The organism is Collinsella acetigenes, assembly GCF_012844445.1.
Classification (GTDB): domain Bacteria; phylum Actinomycetota; class Coriobacteriia; order Coriobacteriales; family Coriobacteriaceae; genus Collinsella; species Collinsella acetigenes.
The window spans coordinates 85,067-103,844 of sequence record NZ_JABBCP010000005.1; the positions used below are offsets into that span (position 1 = coordinate 85,067).

Annotated in this window: 14 protein-coding genes; 11 read left to right on the forward strand and 3 right to left on the reverse strand. The window is 59.3% G+C overall.

Annotated elements, in window-relative coordinates; translation table 11 throughout:
• Positions 1 to 261 precede the first annotated feature (261 nt).
• On the forward strand, positions 262 to 1,104 hold the full coding sequence (locus tag HF320_RS06955; RefSeq protein WP_169277674.1) for a Cof-type HAD-IIB family hydrolase: 843 nt from the start codon (positions 262 to 264) through the stop codon (positions 1,102 to 1,104).
• 217 nt (positions 1,105 to 1,321) lie between these two features.
• Here HF320_RS06955 and polA read toward each other — a convergent pair whose 3' ends face one another.
• Positions 1,322 to 4,075 (reverse strand): DNA polymerase I, encoded by a 2,754-nt coding sequence (gene polA / locus HF320_RS06960; RefSeq protein ID WP_169277675.1) that lies wholly within the window; start codon positions 4,073 to 4,075, stop codon positions 1,322 to 1,324.
• 110 nt (positions 4,076 to 4,185) lie between these two features.
• Between polA and HF320_RS06965 the strand changes: the two genes are divergently transcribed.
• The 7 genes from HF320_RS06965 to HF320_RS06995 all read left to right on the forward strand — a co-directional run bounded on the left by HF320_RS06965 (position 4,186) and on the right by HF320_RS06995 (position 13,443).
• Positions 4,186 to 5,592, forward strand: coding sequence for an aminopeptidase (locus HF320_RS06965; RefSeq protein ID WP_169277711.1), 1,407 nt, complete (start codon positions 4,186 to 4,188; stop codon positions 5,590 to 5,592).
• 125 nt (positions 5,593 to 5,717) lie between these two features.
• On the forward strand, positions 5,718 to 6,530 hold the full coding sequence (locus tag HF320_RS06970) for a YaaA family protein (protein WP_169277676.1): 813 nt from the start codon (positions 5,718 to 5,720) through the stop codon (positions 6,528 to 6,530).
• Positions 6,531 to 6,719: 189 nt separating this feature from the next.
• Positions 6,720 to 8,057, forward strand: a complete 1,338-nt coding sequence (gene thiC / locus HF320_RS06975; RefSeq protein WP_169277677.1) for a phosphomethylpyrimidine synthase ThiC — start codon at positions 6,720 to 6,722, stop codon at positions 8,055 to 8,057.
• Between the two features lie 87 nt (positions 8,058 to 8,144).
• Positions 8,145 to 8,966, forward strand: coding sequence for a bifunctional hydroxymethylpyrimidine kinase/phosphomethylpyrimidine kinase (gene thiD / locus HF320_RS06980; RefSeq protein WP_169277678.1), 822 nt, complete (start codon positions 8,145 to 8,147; stop codon positions 8,964 to 8,966).
• 78 nt (positions 8,967 to 9,044) lie between these two features.
• Positions 9,045 to 10,037, forward strand: coding sequence for a helix-turn-helix domain-containing protein (locus HF320_RS06985; protein WP_169277679.1), 993 nt, complete (start codon positions 9,045 to 9,047; stop codon positions 10,035 to 10,037).
• 358 nt (positions 10,038 to 10,395) lie between these two features.
• A complete protein-coding gene (locus HF320_RS06990) occupies positions 10,396 to 12,024 on the forward strand; it encodes an amidohydrolase (protein ID WP_169277680.1) in 1,629 nt (542 codons plus the stop codon).
• A gap of 39 nt (positions 12,025 to 12,063) precedes the next feature.
• Positions 12,064 to 13,443, forward strand: coding sequence for an MATE family efflux transporter (locus HF320_RS06995; protein WP_169277681.1), 1,380 nt, complete (start codon positions 12,064 to 12,066; stop codon positions 13,441 to 13,443).
• A 105-nt stretch (positions 13,444 to 13,548) separates the two neighbouring features.
• Here HF320_RS06995 and HF320_RS07000 read toward each other — a convergent pair whose 3' ends face one another.
• Both HF320_RS07000 and HF320_RS07005 read right to left on the reverse strand, forming a co-directional pair.
• Positions 13,549 to 14,208 carry an SGNH/GDSL hydrolase family protein gene (locus HF320_RS07000; RefSeq protein ID WP_169277682.1) on the reverse strand — a complete coding sequence of 220 codons (660 nt, stop codon included), beginning with the start codon at positions 14,206 to 14,208 and terminating at the stop codon, positions 13,549 to 13,551.
• A gap of 60 nt (positions 14,209 to 14,268) precedes the next feature.
• On the reverse strand, positions 14,269 to 15,231 hold the full coding sequence (locus HF320_RS07005) for a TIGR02452 family protein (protein ID WP_169277683.1): 963 nt from the start codon (positions 15,229 to 15,231) through the stop codon (positions 14,269 to 14,271).
• Positions 15,232 to 15,466: 235 nt separating this feature from the next.
• On the opposite strand from HF320_RS07005, the gene HF320_RS07010 reads away from it, so the two are divergent.
• The 3 genes from HF320_RS07010 to HF320_RS07020 are packed head-to-tail and all read left to right on the forward strand — an operon-like array spanning position 15,467 to position 18,603.
• Complete coding sequence (locus HF320_RS07010; RefSeq protein WP_169277684.1) at positions 15,467 to 16,693, forward strand: glycosyltransferase family 4 protein; 1,227 nt, start codon at positions 15,467 to 15,469, stop codon at positions 16,691 to 16,693.
• Positions 16,694 to 16,705: 12 nt separating this feature from the next.
• On the forward strand, positions 16,706 to 17,767 hold the full coding sequence (gene trpS, locus HF320_RS07015) for a tryptophan--tRNA ligase (protein WP_169277685.1): 1,062 nt from the start codon (positions 16,706 to 16,708) through the stop codon (positions 17,765 to 17,767).
• Positions 17,767 to 18,603, forward strand: coding sequence for an HAD-IIB family hydrolase (locus HF320_RS07020; protein ID WP_248276659.1), 837 nt, complete (start codon positions 17,767 to 17,769; stop codon positions 18,601 to 18,603). Before trpS ends, HF320_RS07020 begins: the two co-directional genes overlap by 1 nt.
• Positions 18,604 to 18,778: the final 175 nt, after the last annotated feature.

An 18,778-nucleotide genomic window follows, 5' to 3' on the forward strand; every position in this document is an offset into this window, starting at 1 on the left:
CTTGATAGCTATTGGAGCAACGAATATGTCCGCGAGCCGTTCGAAGACTCGCGGTACTTGTTATAGCAGCTTCTCCGCCTTTTCTGCACGCGATATGAATAAATTCGCGCAAAAACGCATCCTCCCCGTATCTACAAAACGCTCTACCTGCCGCGCCCGTGAAACCATCCCCTCAGTGATGAACATCACGTAACACGGCAGAAACAATGTCAAAGCGTCTTGGCTATACTGAGCTCAGCCAAATCGAGGAAAAGGAAACCCATGCTGCCGGATTATCTCCAGGACCCCCGCCTCGGCGACATCAAGCTGCTCGCCGTCGATATGGACAAAACGCTCCTCACCGACGACCGAGGATTTCCCGAGGGTCTTTTCGAGCGTCTCGATGCGCTTTACGAGGCCGGCGTGGTCTTTTGCCCCGCAAGCGGACGGCCGGCGCCCAAGCTGCAGGAGATGTTCTCCGGGCATGCACATAAGCTCGCCTTCTGCTCCGACAACGGGGCTTGCGCTCTCTGGCACGACGAATACGTCTTTCGCGACCTCCTCGACCACGACCTCTACCGCGAGGTGCTCAACTTTGCGGCGCAGCGCGGCAACTGCGCCTGCGTACTTTGCGCCTTTAACCATGTCTATATGCTCAAGCGTGACCGCGAGTACGCGGGCGAGGTGGGCGTTTATTACGAAGACATCATCTTTGTCGATTCCTTTGACGAGGTCGACGCTGACGCCAACAAAATCAGCTTGTTCTTCCCTGAGTGGGATGCCGAGCCCGCCTACGCCGATGTGTACGGGCCCACATTTGGCGACCGACTGTATATCACCAATGCGGGCCGCGAGTGGATCGACTTCATGAATCTTGGGGTCGATAAGGGCTCGGGCGTGGCGCATCTGTGCGCACAGCTCGGCATCGACGAGGCGGACGCTGCAGCCGTGGGCGATACCTATAACGACATCCCCATGCTCGAGCGCGTGGGCCACAGCTTTATCGTTGCAAACGCGGAGGCACACATGGAAGAGCATGCCTCCTGGCGCGTTCCCAGCAACAACGACGCCGGCGTCCTCGCCCTTATCGATGCGATCCTCGCCGCCAAGGGCGACCGCGCGTAAAGGGCCATCAAAAGCTGCCACGATACCGAAGGACCCGCCCTTCCGCTCTCCAATATGCGAAAACCCGCGCACAAACGTTCACTTTTTCCTCATTTCGAGCAAAAGCAGACGTTTGTGCGCGGGTTTTATCTTGACCACCGCGAGTAGACATAAAGCCGGGGGGGGCGAAAGCCGATGCCTCCGCCCCCCCCTGGCCCGCCCTTCCATAGCAGCCTTTTTACTTGGCGTCGGCCCAGGTGATACCCGTGGATGCCTCGGCGATAAGCGGAACGCGCAGCTCAACGACGTTTTCCATCTCCTCGCGCACCATCAACGTGAGGCGTTCGACCTCTGCCTCGGGACACTCGAAGTCAAGTTCGTCGTGAACCTGCAAGATCATACGAGCAGCAAAACCCTCCGCCTCCAGGCGACGCGCCACACGAATCATGGCGATCTTGATGATGTCCGCGGCGCTTCCCTGCATGGGATGATTCATGGCCGTGCGCTCACCAAAACCGCGCTGGATGGGATTCTTCATCTTGAGCTCGGGGGTATGGCGGCGACGGCCGAACATAGTCTCGGCATAACCCGTCTGCTTAGCCTGCTCCACCACGCGATCCAAGAACACGCGCACGCCCGGATAGGCCTCGTAATAGCGATCGATCATCTCACGGGCCTCGGACATCGGAATATCGAGCGTCTGAGAAAGCCCGTAGGCCTGCTGGCCATACACGATGCCAAAGTTAACGGCTTTGGCGCGGCTACGCAGCTGCGGCGTCACCTGATCGACCGGCACGCCAAACACGCGCGAAGCGGTCTCGGCGTGGAAATCCTCACCCTCGTTGAAAGCGCGCACCAGGTGCTCATCGCCTGAGAGATGTGCCAAGAGGCGCAGCTCAATCTGGCTGTAGTCGACTGCAAGGAAGACCGATCCCTCGCCCGCCGAAAACGCCGTCTTGACGGTACGGCCCAACTCGGAGCGCGTCGGGATGTTTTGCAGGTTGGGATTAGACGAGGACAGGCGACCCGTCGCCGTGATGGTCTGGTTGTACGTGGTGTGCACGCGGCCGTCCCCCTGGCGCAGCGGGCCCAACGTATCCAGATAGGTCGACTTGATCTTGGTCATCTCGCGATATTTGAGAATCAGACGCACGATCTCGTGGTCGCGAGCAAGCTCCTCGAGTTTCTTGGCGTTGGTGGAGTAGTAGCCACGCTGGGTCTTCTTCAGGCCCTTGGTAGGCAGGCCCATCACGTCGAACAGGATATGGCTGAGCTGCATAGGACTCGAGATGTTGAACGTATCGTCACCCGCAAGTGAGCGGATCTTGCACGCCAGTTCATCGATCTGACCTTCGAGGCCCTCCGATAGCGCATGCAGGCGTTCGGGGTCGACAAGCATACCCGTGCGTTCCATGGAAGCAAGCACCGGCACAAGAGGCATCTCAATTTCGGAAAAAACACGCGTCGCGCCCTCGCGCTCAAGGGCATTCTCGAGCGGCTCGCGAATCGCCAGGGCAAGCGCGGCGGTGCGCGCCGCACGAGCGGGGGCATCATCCGCGGCTCCCTCCTCTCCGCGTGCGGGCGCAAGCGAAACCTGCAGATAGCGATCGGCAAGATAGGCGTCATCAAAGGCATCGCGCGAGGAATCGAGCAGGTAGGCGGCAACGACGGTGTCGAACAGCCGCGCCGAATCGAGCGTCAGTGGGTCGAGTTGCTCGGCTTCGCTCGAATCGACCGGAGAAAGCTCGTGAATGAGTCCCTTGATATCAGACGAGACCACGCGGCCTTCACGCAACAGGCGAGAAAGCACGCCTGCAACCAAGCCACGGGAGAAATCGAACCCCGGAATATCTTCTACGGCGCCGCCCAGCTGCTGCTCAAAGCCAAATAGGCAACGTCCTGTCGCCACCCAAAGGATGTGCGTCATACCAAAAAGAGCGCCCTCCTCGCGATCGTCATCGAGCACGGCCGCAACCCATTCCCCTGCCTCGAGCGCACGGGAAAGCTCATCTGCGGCATCCGCGAGGGTGCCTCGGTCCGACCCCGTCACCATGACCGGCTTCGACATCTCAAATGCAGCAGAAGCAGGCCCCTCCCCGCCGTCGATCAGCGCAAGAAAGCGATTTTGCATCGCCATGATACCGAGCTCGCCCAAGGCATCGTTTACCGCCTGGGCGTCGAACGCAGGAAACGCCTCGTTCTCAAAATCGTACGCAACGGGGGCATCGGTACGAATCGTAGCCACCTTGCGCGAGAGCAGGGCGTCATCGATATGCGCTCGGAGGTTCTCGCCCATCTTGCCCTTAACCTCGTCGGCATGGGCGATCACCTCGTCGAGACTGCCGTACTGCGCGATGAGTGCACTCGCCTTCTTGGGACCGATGCCCGGCACGCCGGGGATGTTATCGGAGCTATCGCCCTTGAGTCCATAAAAATCGGGCACGAGGGCAGGAGTGATTCCGTGATAGAGGTCGTCTACGCTCTCCGGTGTCATGATGGCCACGTCCGAGAGGCCTTTGCGCGTAGACACCACGTTGATGTGCTCGGTAACCAGCTGGTACATGTCGCGGTCGCCCGTGACCAGGTACATATCGCATCCAGCTTCCTCGCCCGCGCGGGCAAGGGTTCCTAAGATGTCGTCGCCTTCCCAGCCCTCCGACTCCAAGATGGGGATGTTGAGCGTGGTGAGCAGCTGCTTGATCATAGGGAACTGCGCGTGCAGATCAGGATCCATCGGAGGACGTTGGGCCTTGTACTGTGGCAGCATCTCCATGCGCACGCGAGGGCGGCCCTTGTCAAAGGCAACCGCGATAGCATCGGGCCTAAACTCGTCGACCATCTTGAGAAACATATTCAAAAAGCCGAAGACCGCGTTCGTCGGACGGCCATCGGGAGCGTTCATCGTGGGCGGTACCGCGTGGAACGCACGATGCATGAGCGAATTGCCGTCCACCACGGCAACGGTCTTACGTGAATTATCTTGGATTGGCATGAGCGAGCCTTTCGTTTACCGGTTTCTCCCCACCAGTGTACACGCTTAAAGGAGGCACCCGTGATACCATGACGGACGGATACAAGACCACACGCATCGAAAGGATGGACATGGAACGCCCCTGCGCATGGAAAAAGTACACCCCCGAGCAGCTCATCGAACTCGAAAAGGTCTGCTCCGGCTACAAAGAATTCATCAGTGCGAACAAGACCGAGCGCCTCTGCGTTCGCACCGGCGCTGCGCTCGCCGAGCAGGCCGGCTATGTTGAGCTTGGCCAGGCGGTTGCCGCAGGCAAGACGCTCAAGCCCGGCGACAAAGTCTATGCCGTAAACCACGGCAAGACCCTCATGCTCATGCAGATCGGCAAGCGCCCGCTGCAGGAGGGATTCAACATCCTGGGCGCGCACGTGGACAGCCCGCGTCTCGACCTCAAGCAAAACCCCGCCTTCGAGGCAGGCGATATGGCGTACCTCGACACGCACTACTACGGCGGCGTGAAGGCCTACCACTGGGTCGCCTCCCCTCTCGCCCTCGTGGGCGTCGTTGCCAAAAAGGACGGCAGCGTTATCGATATCAACATCGGCGACGGCGCGGATGACCCCGTGTTCACCATCTCCGATCTACTCATCCACCTTTCCGGTGAGCTCATGTCCAAGCCCGCCAAGGACGTTGTCGATGCCGAGTTGCTCGACGTCATCGTGGGCGGTCGTCCCGTGATGATCGACGAGGCCGACAAGGACTCCGAGGCCGACGAGAAAGATCCGGTCAAGCAGCTCTTCCTCAACCTGCTCTCCGAGCGCTACGGCATCGACGAGGAAGATTTCCTCTCCGCCGAGATCGAGGTCGTGCCTGCCGGTCCTGCCCGTGACATGGGCCTCGATCGCTCGATGATCTTGGGCTACGGCCAGGACGATCGCGTCTGCTCCTACCCGAGCTTGCTCGCCCAGATTGAGGTTGAGGCTCCCGAGCGCACGAGCATCTGCCTGCTCGTGGACAAAGAGGAGATCGGCTCCGTAGGCGCCAGTGGCATGACCAGCCGCTTCTTTGAGAACACCGTCGCCGAGGTCATGGCACTCGCAGGCGAGGAGAGCTCCCTTGCCCTGCGTCGCGCGCTGGCCAACTCGCGTATGCTCTCTTCTGACGTCTCTGCCGGCTTCGACCCGAGTTACGCCTCCAAGTTCGAGACCAAGAACGCCGCTTATATGGGTCGCGGCCTGTGCTTTAACAAGTATACGGGCTCTCGCGGCAAGAGTGGCTCCAACGACGCCGACGCCGAGTACATGGCACTTGTCCGTGACATCATGGACGAGGCCGGCGTGAACTTCCAGACCTGCGAGCTCGGCCGCGTCAATGTGGGTGGCGGCGGCACCATCGCCTTCATCATGGCCAAATACGGTATGAATGTCATCGACTCCGGCGTGCCCGTTCTCTCGATGCATGCCCTGTGGGAGGTTGCCAACAAGGCCGATATCTACGAGGCGTATCGCGGCTACAAGGCATTCCTCGAGCGCGCATAACCTCACGCCCCAGCTCAATCGCCCCTTTTGCATGGCGGTGTCGACATATTGGTCGGCACCGCTATTTTCAATTCGGGACAAGGGGCGCAGTAGATGCGATGATCCGTTTTCAACGAGGAGGCCCCATGCTGCAAGCCATCATCTCTCCCGCCAAACAAATGCAAACGGCACAAGACGCATTTGAGCCACAAGGAATTCCGCCGTTTCCGCGCGAGACGGAACGTCTCCATAGCGCATTGCTGGATATCGAGCGAATCGAGGGCGCCCATGGCCTACAAAACCTTTGGAGCGTAAGCGACCGCTTACTCGTCAGCTGTCTGGATGCACTGCGTGCCTTTACGCCCGTGACCGATGTCGACAATCTATGCATCCCGGACATCGCCCGACATGCGTCCCCGGCTATCATGAGCTACCACGGTATCCAGTATCAAAGCATGGCGCCCTCTGTTATGCGAGCATCGGAACTTAGATGGCTACAAAGCCACCTGTGGATTCTCTCTGGCCTTTACGGATGTGTGCGCCCCTTCGATGCGGTAATGCCCTACCGACTGGAGATGGGCGCCAAACTCGTCGTCGACGATAAACGCGACCTCTATGCCTTTTGGGGCGATAGACTCGCGCACGCCATCGCATCGAACGGCAACGCTACCGCAGTCGTAAATCTTGCGAGCGTAGAGTACGCTCGAGCGGTGCTTCCCCACATTGATTCCGAAGCGACCGTTATCACCTGCATCTTCGGTGAAGAGCTACGTCATGGCAAACCCGTCCAACGAGCAAACGCCAGTAAGAAAGCACGCGGTTCAATGGTTCGCTGGATGGCAGAGCATGCCGTCGAAGACGTCCGCCAGCTCCCCGCCTTCGACATCGGTTACCGCTATGCACCAGCGCTTTCGAGCGAAGATACCCTGATCTTTCTTAATAACGCCGCTTCTTTTTAGGCGCGCAGCCTCTGCCTCCGCCGGGTGAAGCAACGCCCGGCGCGGAGTATACTGTGCACAGGCCCGCATCACAGCAGAAGGCCAAACAAACACGGGGAGCTTGCGGGAACGGCAGGCTGAGATTGGGCGCGCCCGCCGAGGACCCGCAGAACCTGACATGGGTAATGCCAACGAAGGGAGACATCGTTCATGACCGAACTCCAAGCCGATAAGCTCGTCACGCAAATGGACTATGCGCGCGCAGGACAGATCACCCCGCAGATGAAAGAGGTTGCCGAGCGAGAGCATCGCGAGCCCGAATACATCCGCGAGCGCGTGGCAGATGGCCGCATCGCCATACCCGCAAATATCGTCCACATCAAAAAGGGCATGCGTGCCTTTGGCGTAGGCGAAGGCCTTTCCACCAAGGTGAACGTAAACCTTGGCATCTCCGGCGACAAGGCAGACGCCGCCGAGGAGTGGAAGAAAGTGAAAATTGCCGAGGACCTGGGCGCCGATGCCATCATGGACCTCTCCAACTCGGGCAAGACGCGCAAGTTTCGCCAGCAGCTCATCGACGAGACCCCGCTTATGGTGGGTACCGTTCCCATGTACGACGCTATCGGATATATGGAAAAGCCGCTCGTCAAGCTCACCAAAGACGACCTGCTGGCAACCGTGCGGGCGCATGCCGAGGACGGCGTGGACTTCGTGACCATCCACGCAGGCATCAACCGCTCCGTTATCAAGACCTTCAAGGAGACCGGCCGCCTCATGAATATCGTGAGCCGCGGAGGGTCGCTGCTTTTTGGCTGGATGGAAGTCACCGGCAGCGAGAACCCCTTCTACGAGTTTTACGACGAGGTCCTCGACATCTGCCACGAGTACGACGTCACCATCAGCTTGGGCGATTCCTGCCGTCCGGGGTGCCTCTACGATGCCAACGACGCCACCGAGACCGCCGAGATCATCGAGCTGGGCAAGCTCGCCGTCCGCGCCTGGAAGCGCGGCGTGCAGGTGATGATCGAGGGGCCGGGCCACATGGCTATCGACGAGATAGCTGCCAACATGAAGATGGAAAAGCGCCTGTGCCATAACGCCCCCTTCTACGTGCTGGGGCCGCTCGTCACCGATATCGGCGTAGGCTACGACCATATCACCGCTGCCATTGGCGGTGCCATCAGCGCGAGCGCGGGCGCAGACTTCCTGTGCTACGTCACCCCCTCCGAGCATCTGTGCCTGCCCGATGCGCAGGATGTACGCGACGGCTTGATTGCCACCAAAATCGCGGCGCATGCAGCAGACATCGCCAAGAAGGTCCCCCATGCTCGCGATGAAGACGACCGCATGGGCCAAGCGCGCCGCAAGCTCGACTGGGAAGAGATGTGGAAGCACGCCCTTGACCCCGAACGCGCCCGCGATCGCTACGAGAGCTCACCCGCCGCAACCGAAGGAACCTGCACCATGTGTGGCAAGATGTGCGCCGTGCGCACCGTCAACAAAGTGTTTGAGGGAACAACGATCGACCTCGGCATGGATGACGAGTAATCTCTCCTCTTTTTTTCGATTCTCATCGGGCCCATAGCGTTCTTCACCCGGCGCCGTGGGCCCGCTTTCACATTGCGAGGCGTTCACATGGGCACATCGACATTGCCAGCCGTCCTGACCATTGCAGGCTCCGATTCGAGCGGAGGGGCAGGCATCCAAGCAGACGTCAAGACCATCGCCGCGCACGGCCTGTTTGCCGAATGCGCCATCACGGCGATTACCGCTCAAAACACCTGCGGTGTGCGCAGTATCCAAAACATCGACCCCGCCGTCGTGGCCGACCAGATCGACATGGTATTTGAGGATATCCGGCCCGCAGCGGTAAAGATTGGCATGGTTTCGTCGTCGGCGATCATCGAGAAGATCGCCGAGCGTTTGAAGCGCTGGGGGGCGCAAAACATCGTTGTCGACCCCGTTATGGTGGCAACGAGCGGTGCCCGCCTTATCGATGCGGGGGCACAAGAGGCGCTCACCTTGCAGCTCTTCCCTCTCGCCACGCTCATCACTCCCAATATCCCGGAAGCCGAACTCCTTGCAGACACACCCATCAAAGACGAAAAGTCCCAGGAGCAAGCCGCCCGTCTCCTCGTACAGCAATACGGATGCGCAATGCTGGTAAAGGGGGGCCATCGCGTTAACGAAGCAAGCGACGTGCTGGCATACGAAACGAGCGATGGGCTCCAAACGACTTGGTTCACCCATCCGCGCGTCGACAACCCCAACACCCATGGCACCGGATGCACGCTCTCCTCGGCTATCGCCTGCGGGCTCGCCCAAAATCTGTCGCTCGTCGACGCCGTAGAAGCGGCGAAGCGCTATCTCACCGGCGCCCTTGAGGCTCAGCTCGACCTTGGCCAGGGCTCCGGCCCCCTTGACCACATGTGGCGCTATCGCCGAGGATATTGCTAGAGCCTCGCAAGATCCCCTGATATAAGATCTCAAAAAACCCGGGGCAGCATCGCCTGAAACCGTTCGAGGGTGGGGCACATGAGCTTTTCGTTTTACATCTACACCATCCTTATCATGGGCGTGGCGCTAGTAACCAGCTCAGTCGCGCTTGTGGTCTGGCTCATGACGCGCCGTCGCGATGCGATTATCTCGGCTATCGGCTTTCTCGCCTACATGCTCGACCTCTCGGTCATCTTTTTTGACGAGTACAACCGCATGAAGTACGACTATGCCGTAAGCTTTGAGATGCCGCTGCAGCACCCCGGGACGCGCTGCTTGCTGGGCATCGTGATCATCGGATGTCTCTTCGCCTGGACAATCCTGCGCCTGCGCGACAAACTGACGATTAAGCGGCTGGCAATCGTGCTCGTTCCGCTTGCGATAGTACAGTTTCTTCTGGTTCCCCGCCCGAGTCTTGCAAGCACGATGCAGCAGTATCTCTTCTGGCTCAGCCGCGATCTTTGCAATATCGCCTGCCTTGGCTATGTGTACTGGCGCTATCGGCACATGACAAACAAAGCCGAACGGCTTGACCTGGAACGAAGCAAAACTTTTTTCAAAATCGCCTGCGTCCTCGCCGTCTTAGTTATAGTCGAGGACACCTACATGATCTTGCTCTGCCGGCCCGACATGAGCAATCCTTTGGTCGGCACCTTCCTGTGGTACCTAAGCGAGCGCAACATTTCGGAAAACGTGTTGATGATCGTTGCGGCAGCACAGCTTTTCAAGCAATTCGCCCATATGCTGAGAATCTATGCCAAGCACCCGCGTGCCGACGAAGACGTTGCCACCGAGCGACGCGACTCGCAAGAAGACCTTGCGTCCCGTATTGTGATTTTCTCCGATAGAAACAGCCTATCCAACCGCGAGCAGGAGGTACTGTCCCTCGTGCTGCGCGGACTGGACGCTCAAAACATCGCGAGCGAGCTGGTGATTAGCCCCGGCACCGTCAAGGCGCATCTGCACCGCATCTACGTTAAGTCGAACGTAAAGACCCGCGATGAGCTAATCGAAGCCTTCTGGCGATCTTAACGCGTCTTCCGCCAAAAAGTGAAACGCCCGTTTTGCAGCCCACTCAAAGGCTTGCAAAACGGGCGTCTTTTTGACAACAGCCCCCGCCCTGCCCGCTCACGGTAATGAAACAGCAATAAACCTGAACAATAAAATACCTGGTAAACAATGTAAACCCGCTTAACCTCACCATCTATCGCGCTCTATCTTGGCGAGGCCGGCAAGGCATGCGTAAATGACCTTAAGGCAGCAGGCAGCGTACGAGCCGGGCGCCCGTCAAGCGCACGAGACGCACCGCACCGGGAGCTACGCGCCGAGCAAACGCATGCGCGGATCGCCGCGATTCATGCATAGTCCAGAAACGTCTGAGGAGGCACTTATGGACAAAGCAGAGGTAGTCATTCGAAGCAATGCCGTCTTCACCGGAACCGGCCTCGCGCCCTTCAAAGGCGGTGTGGCCGTTAAGGGAGACAAAATCGTCGCGTGCGGCGAGGACAAGTATCTCGATACTTTCATTGGCCCCGATACCGAAATTCGCGATTTTGGCGACAAGCTCGTCATGCCGGGCCTCATCGACTCGCACACGCACTTCGCGCAGGGCGCCTTCATGACCGACCCCGATTTCGCGGTCAACCTTATCGACTGCACAAGCTTCGAGCAGGCAATGGAGCGTGTTCGCTCCTTTGCCGACAGCCATCTCGACAACGAGTGGATAGTAGGCTGCCAGATTATCCAATTCCAATGGGAAATTCCCGAGATGCCCACCGCGGCAATGATCGACCAGTACGTGAGTGACCGCCCGGTATTTCTACAGCAAGTCGACCTTCACACCTTTAGCGCCAACAGCTGCGCCATCAACAAGGTGGGCGTCACGCGCGACACACCCGACCCCGCAGGCGGCAAGATTCTCAAAGATGCAGACGGCAACCTTACCGGCGTGTTCTCCAACAACGCCGGCGCCATCTTCATGGACGAGGTATACAACCCGGCGATGGACATCGTCGAAGCTTCGTTTAGCAAGACTGCCAAGCGTGCCAACGCCCTGGGCATCACCACCGTCGGTATGGTTAACCCTACTTTCGTGAGCATGGACAACCCCTACGCTGTCCTCGCCGACCTCAACGCGCGCGGTGACCTCCCCCTGCGCGTTTTCCTGTACACCGACTTGTTTGAGAACGAGCGTCTGGAACTCCACGAGATCCAGGAGAAGTACAACTTCCCCGACACGCAAGTTGAATGGCATGGATTCAAACAGTTCCTCGACGGCGTGTGCTCCGACCACACCGCCTGGATGCTCGAGCCCTACTCGAACGCCCCCGAGACGTGCGGCGAGCCCGCCGAGGACCCCGAGCGCATCCGCGCCGCCATCCTCAAGGCTACCCAATGGGGTGTGGACACGCGCATCCACACCATTGGCGACCGTTCCGTGCACTTTGTGCTCGATTGCTTTAAAGAAGGAGAGCGCCTCCATGGCAAAGGCGAGTGTCGCCACTCCATGGAACACAATGAGACCGTCCAGCCCGAGGACCTGCCCCGCTACGCCGAGCTGGGCGTAAGCGCCGGTATGCAGCCGTGGCATATGCTGCTCGATATGCCCGATCGCGCCAAAGACGACGCGGTGGGCCCCGAGCGCGCGGCACTCTCCTGGCCACTCCACAGCCTGCTGGCAAGCGGCGCTTGCGTGCACCTGGGATCCGACTTCCCTGTCGTAGGCCTCGAGCCCATGGAGGAAATCTATGGCGCCGTCTTCCGCATGCTTGAAGACGGCTCAAACCCAGAAGGCTGGTTCCCCGAGGAGCGCATCACGATGGGCGACGCCCTGCGCGCCTACACCTACGGCAGCGCTTATGCCATGCATGCCGAAGACCGCATCGGCACTCTCTCCTGCGGCAAACAGGCTGACATCTGCGTGCTCGACCGAAACCTCTTTGATTGCGCGCCGGAAGAGGTGCTCGAAGCAACCTCGGCGTTCACGATGATCGCCGGCAAAGTTGTTTTCGAAGCATAGACCCCATCATATTTTGACTCTCAAGGAAAGGAGAGAACAATGGCAGAAGAATTGATCGCCAACGAGGAGGATCGCGAACTCGCGTCAAAACCGATTCCAAGCCTGGTACGCCGCTACACGATCGTGACCGGTCAGGGAATGCTCGCCCAGATCATCATGGTTGTCCTCGAGGGACTTGTCATGGGCTGGGGCCTGGGTGCCCACGGCCTGGCATGCGTCTCGATCATCATGTCCGCCGAGTTCCTCAATCTGGCCTTTGGCAACCTCTTTGGCACGGGTGTTCCCGCCATCGTGGGCAACCTTTTGGGCGCCGGCGACGTCAAGGGCGCCAGCAAGGCCTTTAGCCAGGGCTTCTGGCTCACCTCGATCGTCTCTATCATCCTCGCGGTGATCATGGCGGTCTTCACCGAGCCCATCTGCGCGTTCTTTGGCGCAACTCCCGACATCATGGCCGACACGGTCTTAGGCGTTCGCACCTTCTCCATCCTGCTGCCCTTCACGGTCGTGGGACAGATGGTCACCGCTGTCATGCGCGTTGACGAGAAGGTACAGGTCCAGGCTAACCTCATGACGGTCTCCGCCATCATCGCCATCGTCTGGCTCGCCCTCTCGACCTTCATCTTCAAGCTCGGCACCATGGGCGCCGGTATCTACTACGGCCTGTCCATCGGCATCTGGGCCATCGGCGCCTTCTGGTTCATTGGTGGCAAGAAGTCTCAGCTCCAGATCAAGCTTGCCGACCTCAAGCTCGACATGGCCATCTGCGGTCAGATCTTCAAGATCGGCTTCCCGTTCTTCCTGGTCCAGGCAGCCACGTTCATTTTCAACACTGTTGCGAACACACTGCTCGGCACCCTCGGCGGCGAACTCGGCTCGCTCTATATCGCTGCCTTCGCCGTCATCAACGGCTATATCCTCTACATCGTCATGATGATCGCCCAGTGCTTCTCCTATGGCCTGCAGCCCATCGCCGCCTTCAACGCCGGCGCCAAGGCCTGGGATCGCCTCAAGCAATCGCTCTCCTGCGCCATCAAGTACCAGATTATCGTTCTTCTCGTCGTGTCGATTGTGATCTGGCTCGCAGCAACCCCCGTCTGTGCCTTCTTTGCCGGAAGCGACGCCGACCTCGTGGAAGTTGGCGCCAGCGCCACGCGCATCATCATTATCGCCGTATGCCTGGGCTATCTTGCCATGACCGTATCCATCTACTTCCAGTCGGTCGAAAAGGTCGTGCTCTCCACCTTCTGCAGTCTGCTTCGCTACGTAATCTGCTCCGTGCCGCTCATGTACCTCCTGGGCAACATGATGGGCGTCCAGGGTATCTGGATCGCTCTCGTGGTAGCCGATGCCATCACGGGAATCATCTCCATCGCCCTCGCTCTGAACGAGCAGAAGCGCCTGAACAAGCTTCTCGCCTAGCGACACCGACAACAATAGCCCCACCCATACAAAAGAGGCGTCCTCTCGCAGGAGGATGCCTCTTTTTGCAACGGTTTTAACCATGGCCGCAATGAGCGACGGCGGCTAGCGAACCGCCATTTCCTGCAACTTGACTGCCACGGCAAGCCCCAGAGCATGATGGCCGGCAGCATCCAAGTGAACACCGTCGAAGTCACCGACCTTTGTCACCTTCCCCGCATCGAGAAAGTCGCACCCCTCAAGCTCTGCCACCCCGGCATATGCGTCCGCGAGCCGCTTTGACAGCGCGACGCCACGGGCGTCAAACTCGGCCAGCAGCCCGCATGTCGCCGCATCTGTCAAAGACGGAGGGGACACGAGCAAAATCTGCGGACAGGGCGCGCATGACGGCCACGGAAATTCCCGGACCGCCTCGGCGAGCACCGCCATACCGCGAGCGACGTCTGCAAGTCCAAGGCTATACACGGGCTTAAGGTCATTCGTGCCCAACATGATGACAACCACATCGAGGGGAAGGTGCGATTTAAGCAGGGTGGGCAAAAGCGCCCCGCCAGAAAGATGGGTGGTCAGGCGGTACGGATCTTCATGGACCGTCGTGCGACCGTTGAGTCCTTCCTCAATCACATGCCAGCTCGAGCCCAACTCGTGCGCGGCCACGCCGCACCAGCGAACATCGGCCGGGAAGCGCTCACCTGTGCCGGCAGCGCGAGATTCGGGATCGAATCCGTACGTGTTGCTATCACCAAAAAACAGTACGTTACGCATAGCGCCTCCCGCCTCTCCGCGCAAAACATGACAAAACAAACCTGTGGACTTTTGTCGTGCTTATTTTAGGTATGCGCGCCAATCGTCGTCATCATCGTCTTTATGGGCTTGAGCCTGAGCCGCCTCTTCGCGCGCGCGAACATCCTCATACGAGGTCTCATTTTTGGCCGGGAAGGTCTCAAACGCATGGGCCAGGCGCTCGTGGTTTTGGCCGAAGCGCTCGCGCTTGACGGCAAAAATCACCGTGGTCGCCACGTGCTCACCGCTCGCCAGCTCCTCGCGAAGCATCTCGGCCACAACGGAGGCATCCCAACCGCTCGCACCGCAGCCGGGCGCGCCCAGGACAAGCTTCTCATGGCCCAAGTTGTCGGCTACCGCCAGGGCAAAACGGATGCGCTCACGCATGGCATCAGTCAGCTGCTCGTCGCTCATGTTGTACTCAGAGCGCGCGCGGCGCGCGTTGGGCGCCGCAAGAACGACGACGTCTGCATAGGCGTGAAGACGATCGCGGGTAAAACGAACGGCGGGAACCACCAGAGCGCGATCGCGATAAAGCTCACAGTTGATGTTGCGGCGGCGGTTTTCACCATACCAGTCGCGTTGCTGGGAAAGGACGTTATAGAGAAACGAGTGCTCGCACAAAGACTGCTCGAAACCCATGAAGCCCTTATCGAATCCGCCCGCGGGATTGGTATACGAACCAAAATCGAGGACCGTCAGGTCGCAGAACTGGGCGCGGCCGCGGCCGTTTTCCAGAATTGCCGCGCAGGCGTCGGCATCGAGAACACGGACCTCGGGCAGACGAGGCCGCTCGCCTTTCGTTGCCTCTTTTGCCACCGAAGCGGGCACGCCGTCGATGCGCTGACACCGCGCGCAGGCGCGATCGATCTCGGCCGCAAGACGTTCGCCAACCTGGCGGGTGTAGACCTCGCGCTCGCGAGCGCGCTGCTCACGCCTTCCGTCACGCGGAGCCCCATCCCTGCGGCCCGCTCGATTACGTCCGTTCGTGTTGGTGCTTGCCATGCTCGTCTTCCTTTCGCCTTTGCCGCCAAGGGGCGCATGATATCGAACTTTGCCCATGATAGCGCGTAGGCGTCGCAAAAGGAGAGCGAATCTGGCGTGATGGTGATGAGCGCCGTGCGCTGCGCGTATCCAGGTATATGGGGTATCATGATATGACCTGTGCAGATAATCGCCCCACCCGCTCCATTATCCGCACGCATCTGACCATCTACCAGACGGGCGTATTACTTTTCGCATGGAACGATTCCTTCCATATATCGCCGTGGCAGCCACGGCGTTCGTTGTGACCTTTGTCTGCACGCCTGCAGCAAAGCGCTTGGCCATACGTCTCGACGCCGTCGACTACCCATCCAAACGACGCATCAACACGCAGCCGACGCCTCGCCTCGGTGGACTCGCCGTTTTCCTCGGCCTCCTGGTCGCAATGGTCGTTGCCGTCTTTGGCGGCACGCACCTCGGATGGCCGTCTGTCCTGGTATCGCACCCCAGCCTCGCCGTCGATTATCATCTGCTTGCGGTCGCCGTCCTGCTCATGGTGGCAACGGGTACCGCAGACGATATTGTCCAGCTCTCCCCAAAGGCTAAATTCGCAGGCCAGATCATCGCCGCGAGCGTTGCCGTTGCGGGAGGCCTGGTGATTCACCAGATCGTCAACCCCTTTGCTGGCGACACCTACATTGAACTCGGCTGGATCGCTTACCCCATTACCGTCATCTACCTGGTCGCCTTTACCAATATCATCAATCTCATCGATGGCCTGGACGGACTCGCCTCCGGTATCTCCTGCATCGCCGCGCTCTCGATGTTCTCCTTTGCCATCCTCGCCGGCAGGCATGATGCAGCAGCGTTTTCCCTCGCGCTCGCTGGCTCTTGCCTCGCATTCCTGCGCTATAACTTCAACCCCGCATCGATTTTTCTTGGCGACTCGGGTTCGCTGCTGCTGGGATTCTCGCTAGGCATCATCTCGCTGCTCAACGTTTCGCGCACCGCCGCCGTCACCTCCCTGCTCATCCCGTTGATCGTAGCAGGCGTGCCCATCATCGACACGTTCTCTGCAATCATCAGGCGTACGCGTGCGCACGTGAGCATCGGCCAGGCCGACAAGGGGCATATTCACCATCGCCTGATCCAAGAGGGCTACAACCAGAAGCAAGCCGTGTTGCTCATCTACGCGTGGTGTATCTTGCTCTCGCTGGGCGCCGCGGCCATCAATCAGGTAGGCGTCATTTGGCGCGTCCTCATCTTCTTGGCACTTTTAGCATGCTCTGCCGCCTTCGCAATACATCTGCATCTCTTCGAACCCGTTTTGCGCCATCACTACAACGCAGACACCCATGAAGACGAAATAGTCACCCCCGACGACCCCGCATTCGCTGACGAGGAAGCTACCGCAGAAGCCAAGCATCCCCGGCATCAAAAGAAGCATAGAAACCGTAACGACCGCCACACCGATAACCGATAGGAGATCATTCGCATGCCCAACGAGAACAGCTACGAGGTTGCCCTCAAGAAATCTGACGCTATTCGCGCCGATCTTGACGTGAACCCGCAAAACTACACCATGCTCACCGGAGACCGCCCCACCGGCCGTCTGCACCTTGGCCATTACTTCGGCACCCTCAAGGGCCGCGTCGAGCTTCAAAACAAAGGCTGCCGCACCAACGTGCTCATCGCCGACTATCAGGTGATCACCGACCGCGACACCACCGACCAAATCCAAGACAACGTCTACAACATGGTCATGGATTACCTTGCCTGCGGCATCGATCCCGACAAGACCATGATCTATGCGCATTCTGCAGTGCCAGCGGCAAATCAGCTCATGCTTCCGTTCCTCTCGCTCGTCTCCGAGGCGGAGCTCCTGCGCAACCCCACTGTCAAGGCCGAGCAAGAGGCCAGCGGCCACGAGCTCACGGGCCTGCTCCTCACCTATCCCGTGCACCAGGCCTGCGACATCCTCTTCTGCAAGGGCAACGTGGTTCCCGTCGGTCGCGACCAGCTGCCGCACATCGAGCTCACGCGCACCATCGCCCGACGCTTTAACAACCGCTTCTGCAAGAACTGCGACCCGGTCTTCCCTGAGGTCGATGCCCTTCTCTCCGACGTGCCCCTGCTTTCCGGCCTTGACGGTCGCAAAATGAGCAAGAGCTACGGCAACGCCATCAACATCTCCATGACGGCAGAGGAGACCGCCAAGCGCATCAAGAAGAGCCAGACCGACTCCGAGCGCATGATTACGTTTAATCCCGAGAACCGCCCCGGCGTATCGGGTCTTCTCTCCACGGCCGCCATCTGCACCGGCAGGTCCGAGGTCGAGATTGCAGAAGAAATCGGCATGGGCGGATCTGGCCAGCTCAAGAAATACGTCACGGAAGCCGTCAACAGCTATTTCGAGCCGATTCGCGAACGCCGTCATCGCTTTGAGGACGACCTTGACTACGTGAAGGACGTCCTTGCCGAGGGCAACCGCCGCGCCAACGAGATCGCCGAGGCAACGCTTGCCGAGGTGGCCGAGGCGATGGGAATGGTCTACTAATGTCACACTACAAGCTCGTTGCGAGCGACATGGACGAAACGTTCCTTCACGACAGCTGCATCATCCCCGAAGGCAATAAGGCCGCCCTCGCTCGCATGCGTGAGCTGGGTGTGCTTTTCGTCCCCTGCTCTGGGCGCGCGTACAACTCGATTGCAGCGAACCTCGACACACTCGACCCCGAGCTTCTGGGCGAAACCTACATCGTTTCCTATAATGGCGGCTTCATCAATCGCTACGGCGACCCCAAGCCGCTATGCACCTGTGGTCTTTCCCGTGAAGCCGCGGACACGATCTACCGCCGCGGACGCGAGCTTGGACTGTGCGTCCACGTTTGCTTTGACGACGGCACCTACAATGTCTTTGATCCACCGGCTTCTGAGCGTGATTTCCTGGCTAGCTATCCGTCGATTCGCTATCAAACCTGCGAGGGTCACCCCGACCTTTCGTTCCTCGAGGCAAGGCCCATCGTCAAGGTGCTCTACATGAGCGATGACTTTGATGCGCTGCGTGAACTGGGAGCTACGTTGGGTGATTTTGCCGAAGACCTCGGAACGGCCATCACGTTCTCCTCCAATCGATACATGGAGTTCATGCCCCAGGGCGTAACCAAAGCAACGGGCTTGGCAAAGCTTGCCGAGATTCTGGGCATTGACCTCGACCAGATCATCGGCTTTGGCGATTCGGCTAACGATATCGCCATGCTCGACGCTGCAGGCCTGGGCGTCGGCGTCGCAAACGCCACCGACGACGCGCGTGAACATTGTGACGTCGTGCTCGATTCAACCTGTTTTGACGGAGCGCTGCCCGAGCTCGTCGAGCGCTTTTTGGAGCCCTAGTCCCACAACCCATCACAAACGCATTCCGTACTCACGAAAACGACCCGTCACCTGATTCCAGATGGCGGGTCGCCTTCGAAGTACACCGTTGATCGCACAGAGGGGAGGGATGCAATCAAACTGCGACGAAACGATCGAATATCGCCTGTGACCTGTTTCGTCGTTGAGTTAACTA

Bases quoted from the DNA above. Each gene is read 5' to 3' on its own strand.
- HF320_RS06955 (WP_169277674.1), top strand. From the start codon at position 262: ATGCTGCCGGATTATCTCCAGGACCCCCGCCTCGGCGACATCAAGCTG.
- polA (WP_169277675.1), bottom strand. From the start codon at position 4,075: ATGCCAATCCAAGATAATTCACGTAAGACCGTTGCCGTGGTGGACGGC.
- HF320_RS06965 (WP_169277711.1), top strand. From the start codon at position 4,186: ATGGAACGCCCCTGCGCATGGAAAAAGTACACCCCCGAGCAGCTCATC.
- HF320_RS06970 (WP_169277676.1), top strand. From the start codon at position 5,718: ATGCTGCAAGCCATCATCTCTCCCGCCAAACAAATGCAAACGGCACAA.
- thiC (WP_169277677.1), top strand. From the start codon at position 6,720: ATGACCGAACTCCAAGCCGATAAGCTCGTCACGCAAATGGACTATGCG.
- thiD (WP_169277678.1), top strand. From the start codon at position 8,145: ATGGGCACATCGACATTGCCAGCCGTCCTGACCATTGCAGGCTCCGAT.
- HF320_RS06985 (WP_169277679.1), top strand. From the start codon at position 9,045: ATGAGCTTTTCGTTTTACATCTACACCATCCTTATCATGGGCGTGGCG.
- HF320_RS06990 (WP_169277680.1), top strand. From the start codon at position 10,396: ATGGACAAAGCAGAGGTAGTCATTCGAAGCAATGCCGTCTTCACCGGA.
- HF320_RS06995 (WP_169277681.1), top strand. From the start codon at position 12,064: ATGGCAGAAGAATTGATCGCCAACGAGGAGGATCGCGAACTCGCGTCA.
- HF320_RS07000 (WP_169277682.1), bottom strand. From the start codon at position 14,208: ATGCGTAACGTACTGTTTTTTGGTGATAGCAACACGTACGGATTCGAT.
- HF320_RS07005 (WP_169277683.1), bottom strand. From the start codon at position 15,231: ATGGCAAGCACCAACACGAACGGACGTAATCGAGCGGGCCGCAGGGAT.
- HF320_RS07010 (WP_169277684.1), top strand. From the start codon at position 15,467: ATGGAACGATTCCTTCCATATATCGCCGTGGCAGCCACGGCGTTCGTT.
- trpS (WP_169277685.1), top strand. From the start codon at position 16,706: ATGCCCAACGAGAACAGCTACGAGGTTGCCCTCAAGAAATCTGACGCT.
- HF320_RS07020 (WP_248276659.1), top strand. From the start codon at position 17,767: ATGTCACACTACAAGCTCGTTGCGAGCGACATGGACGAAACGTTCCTT.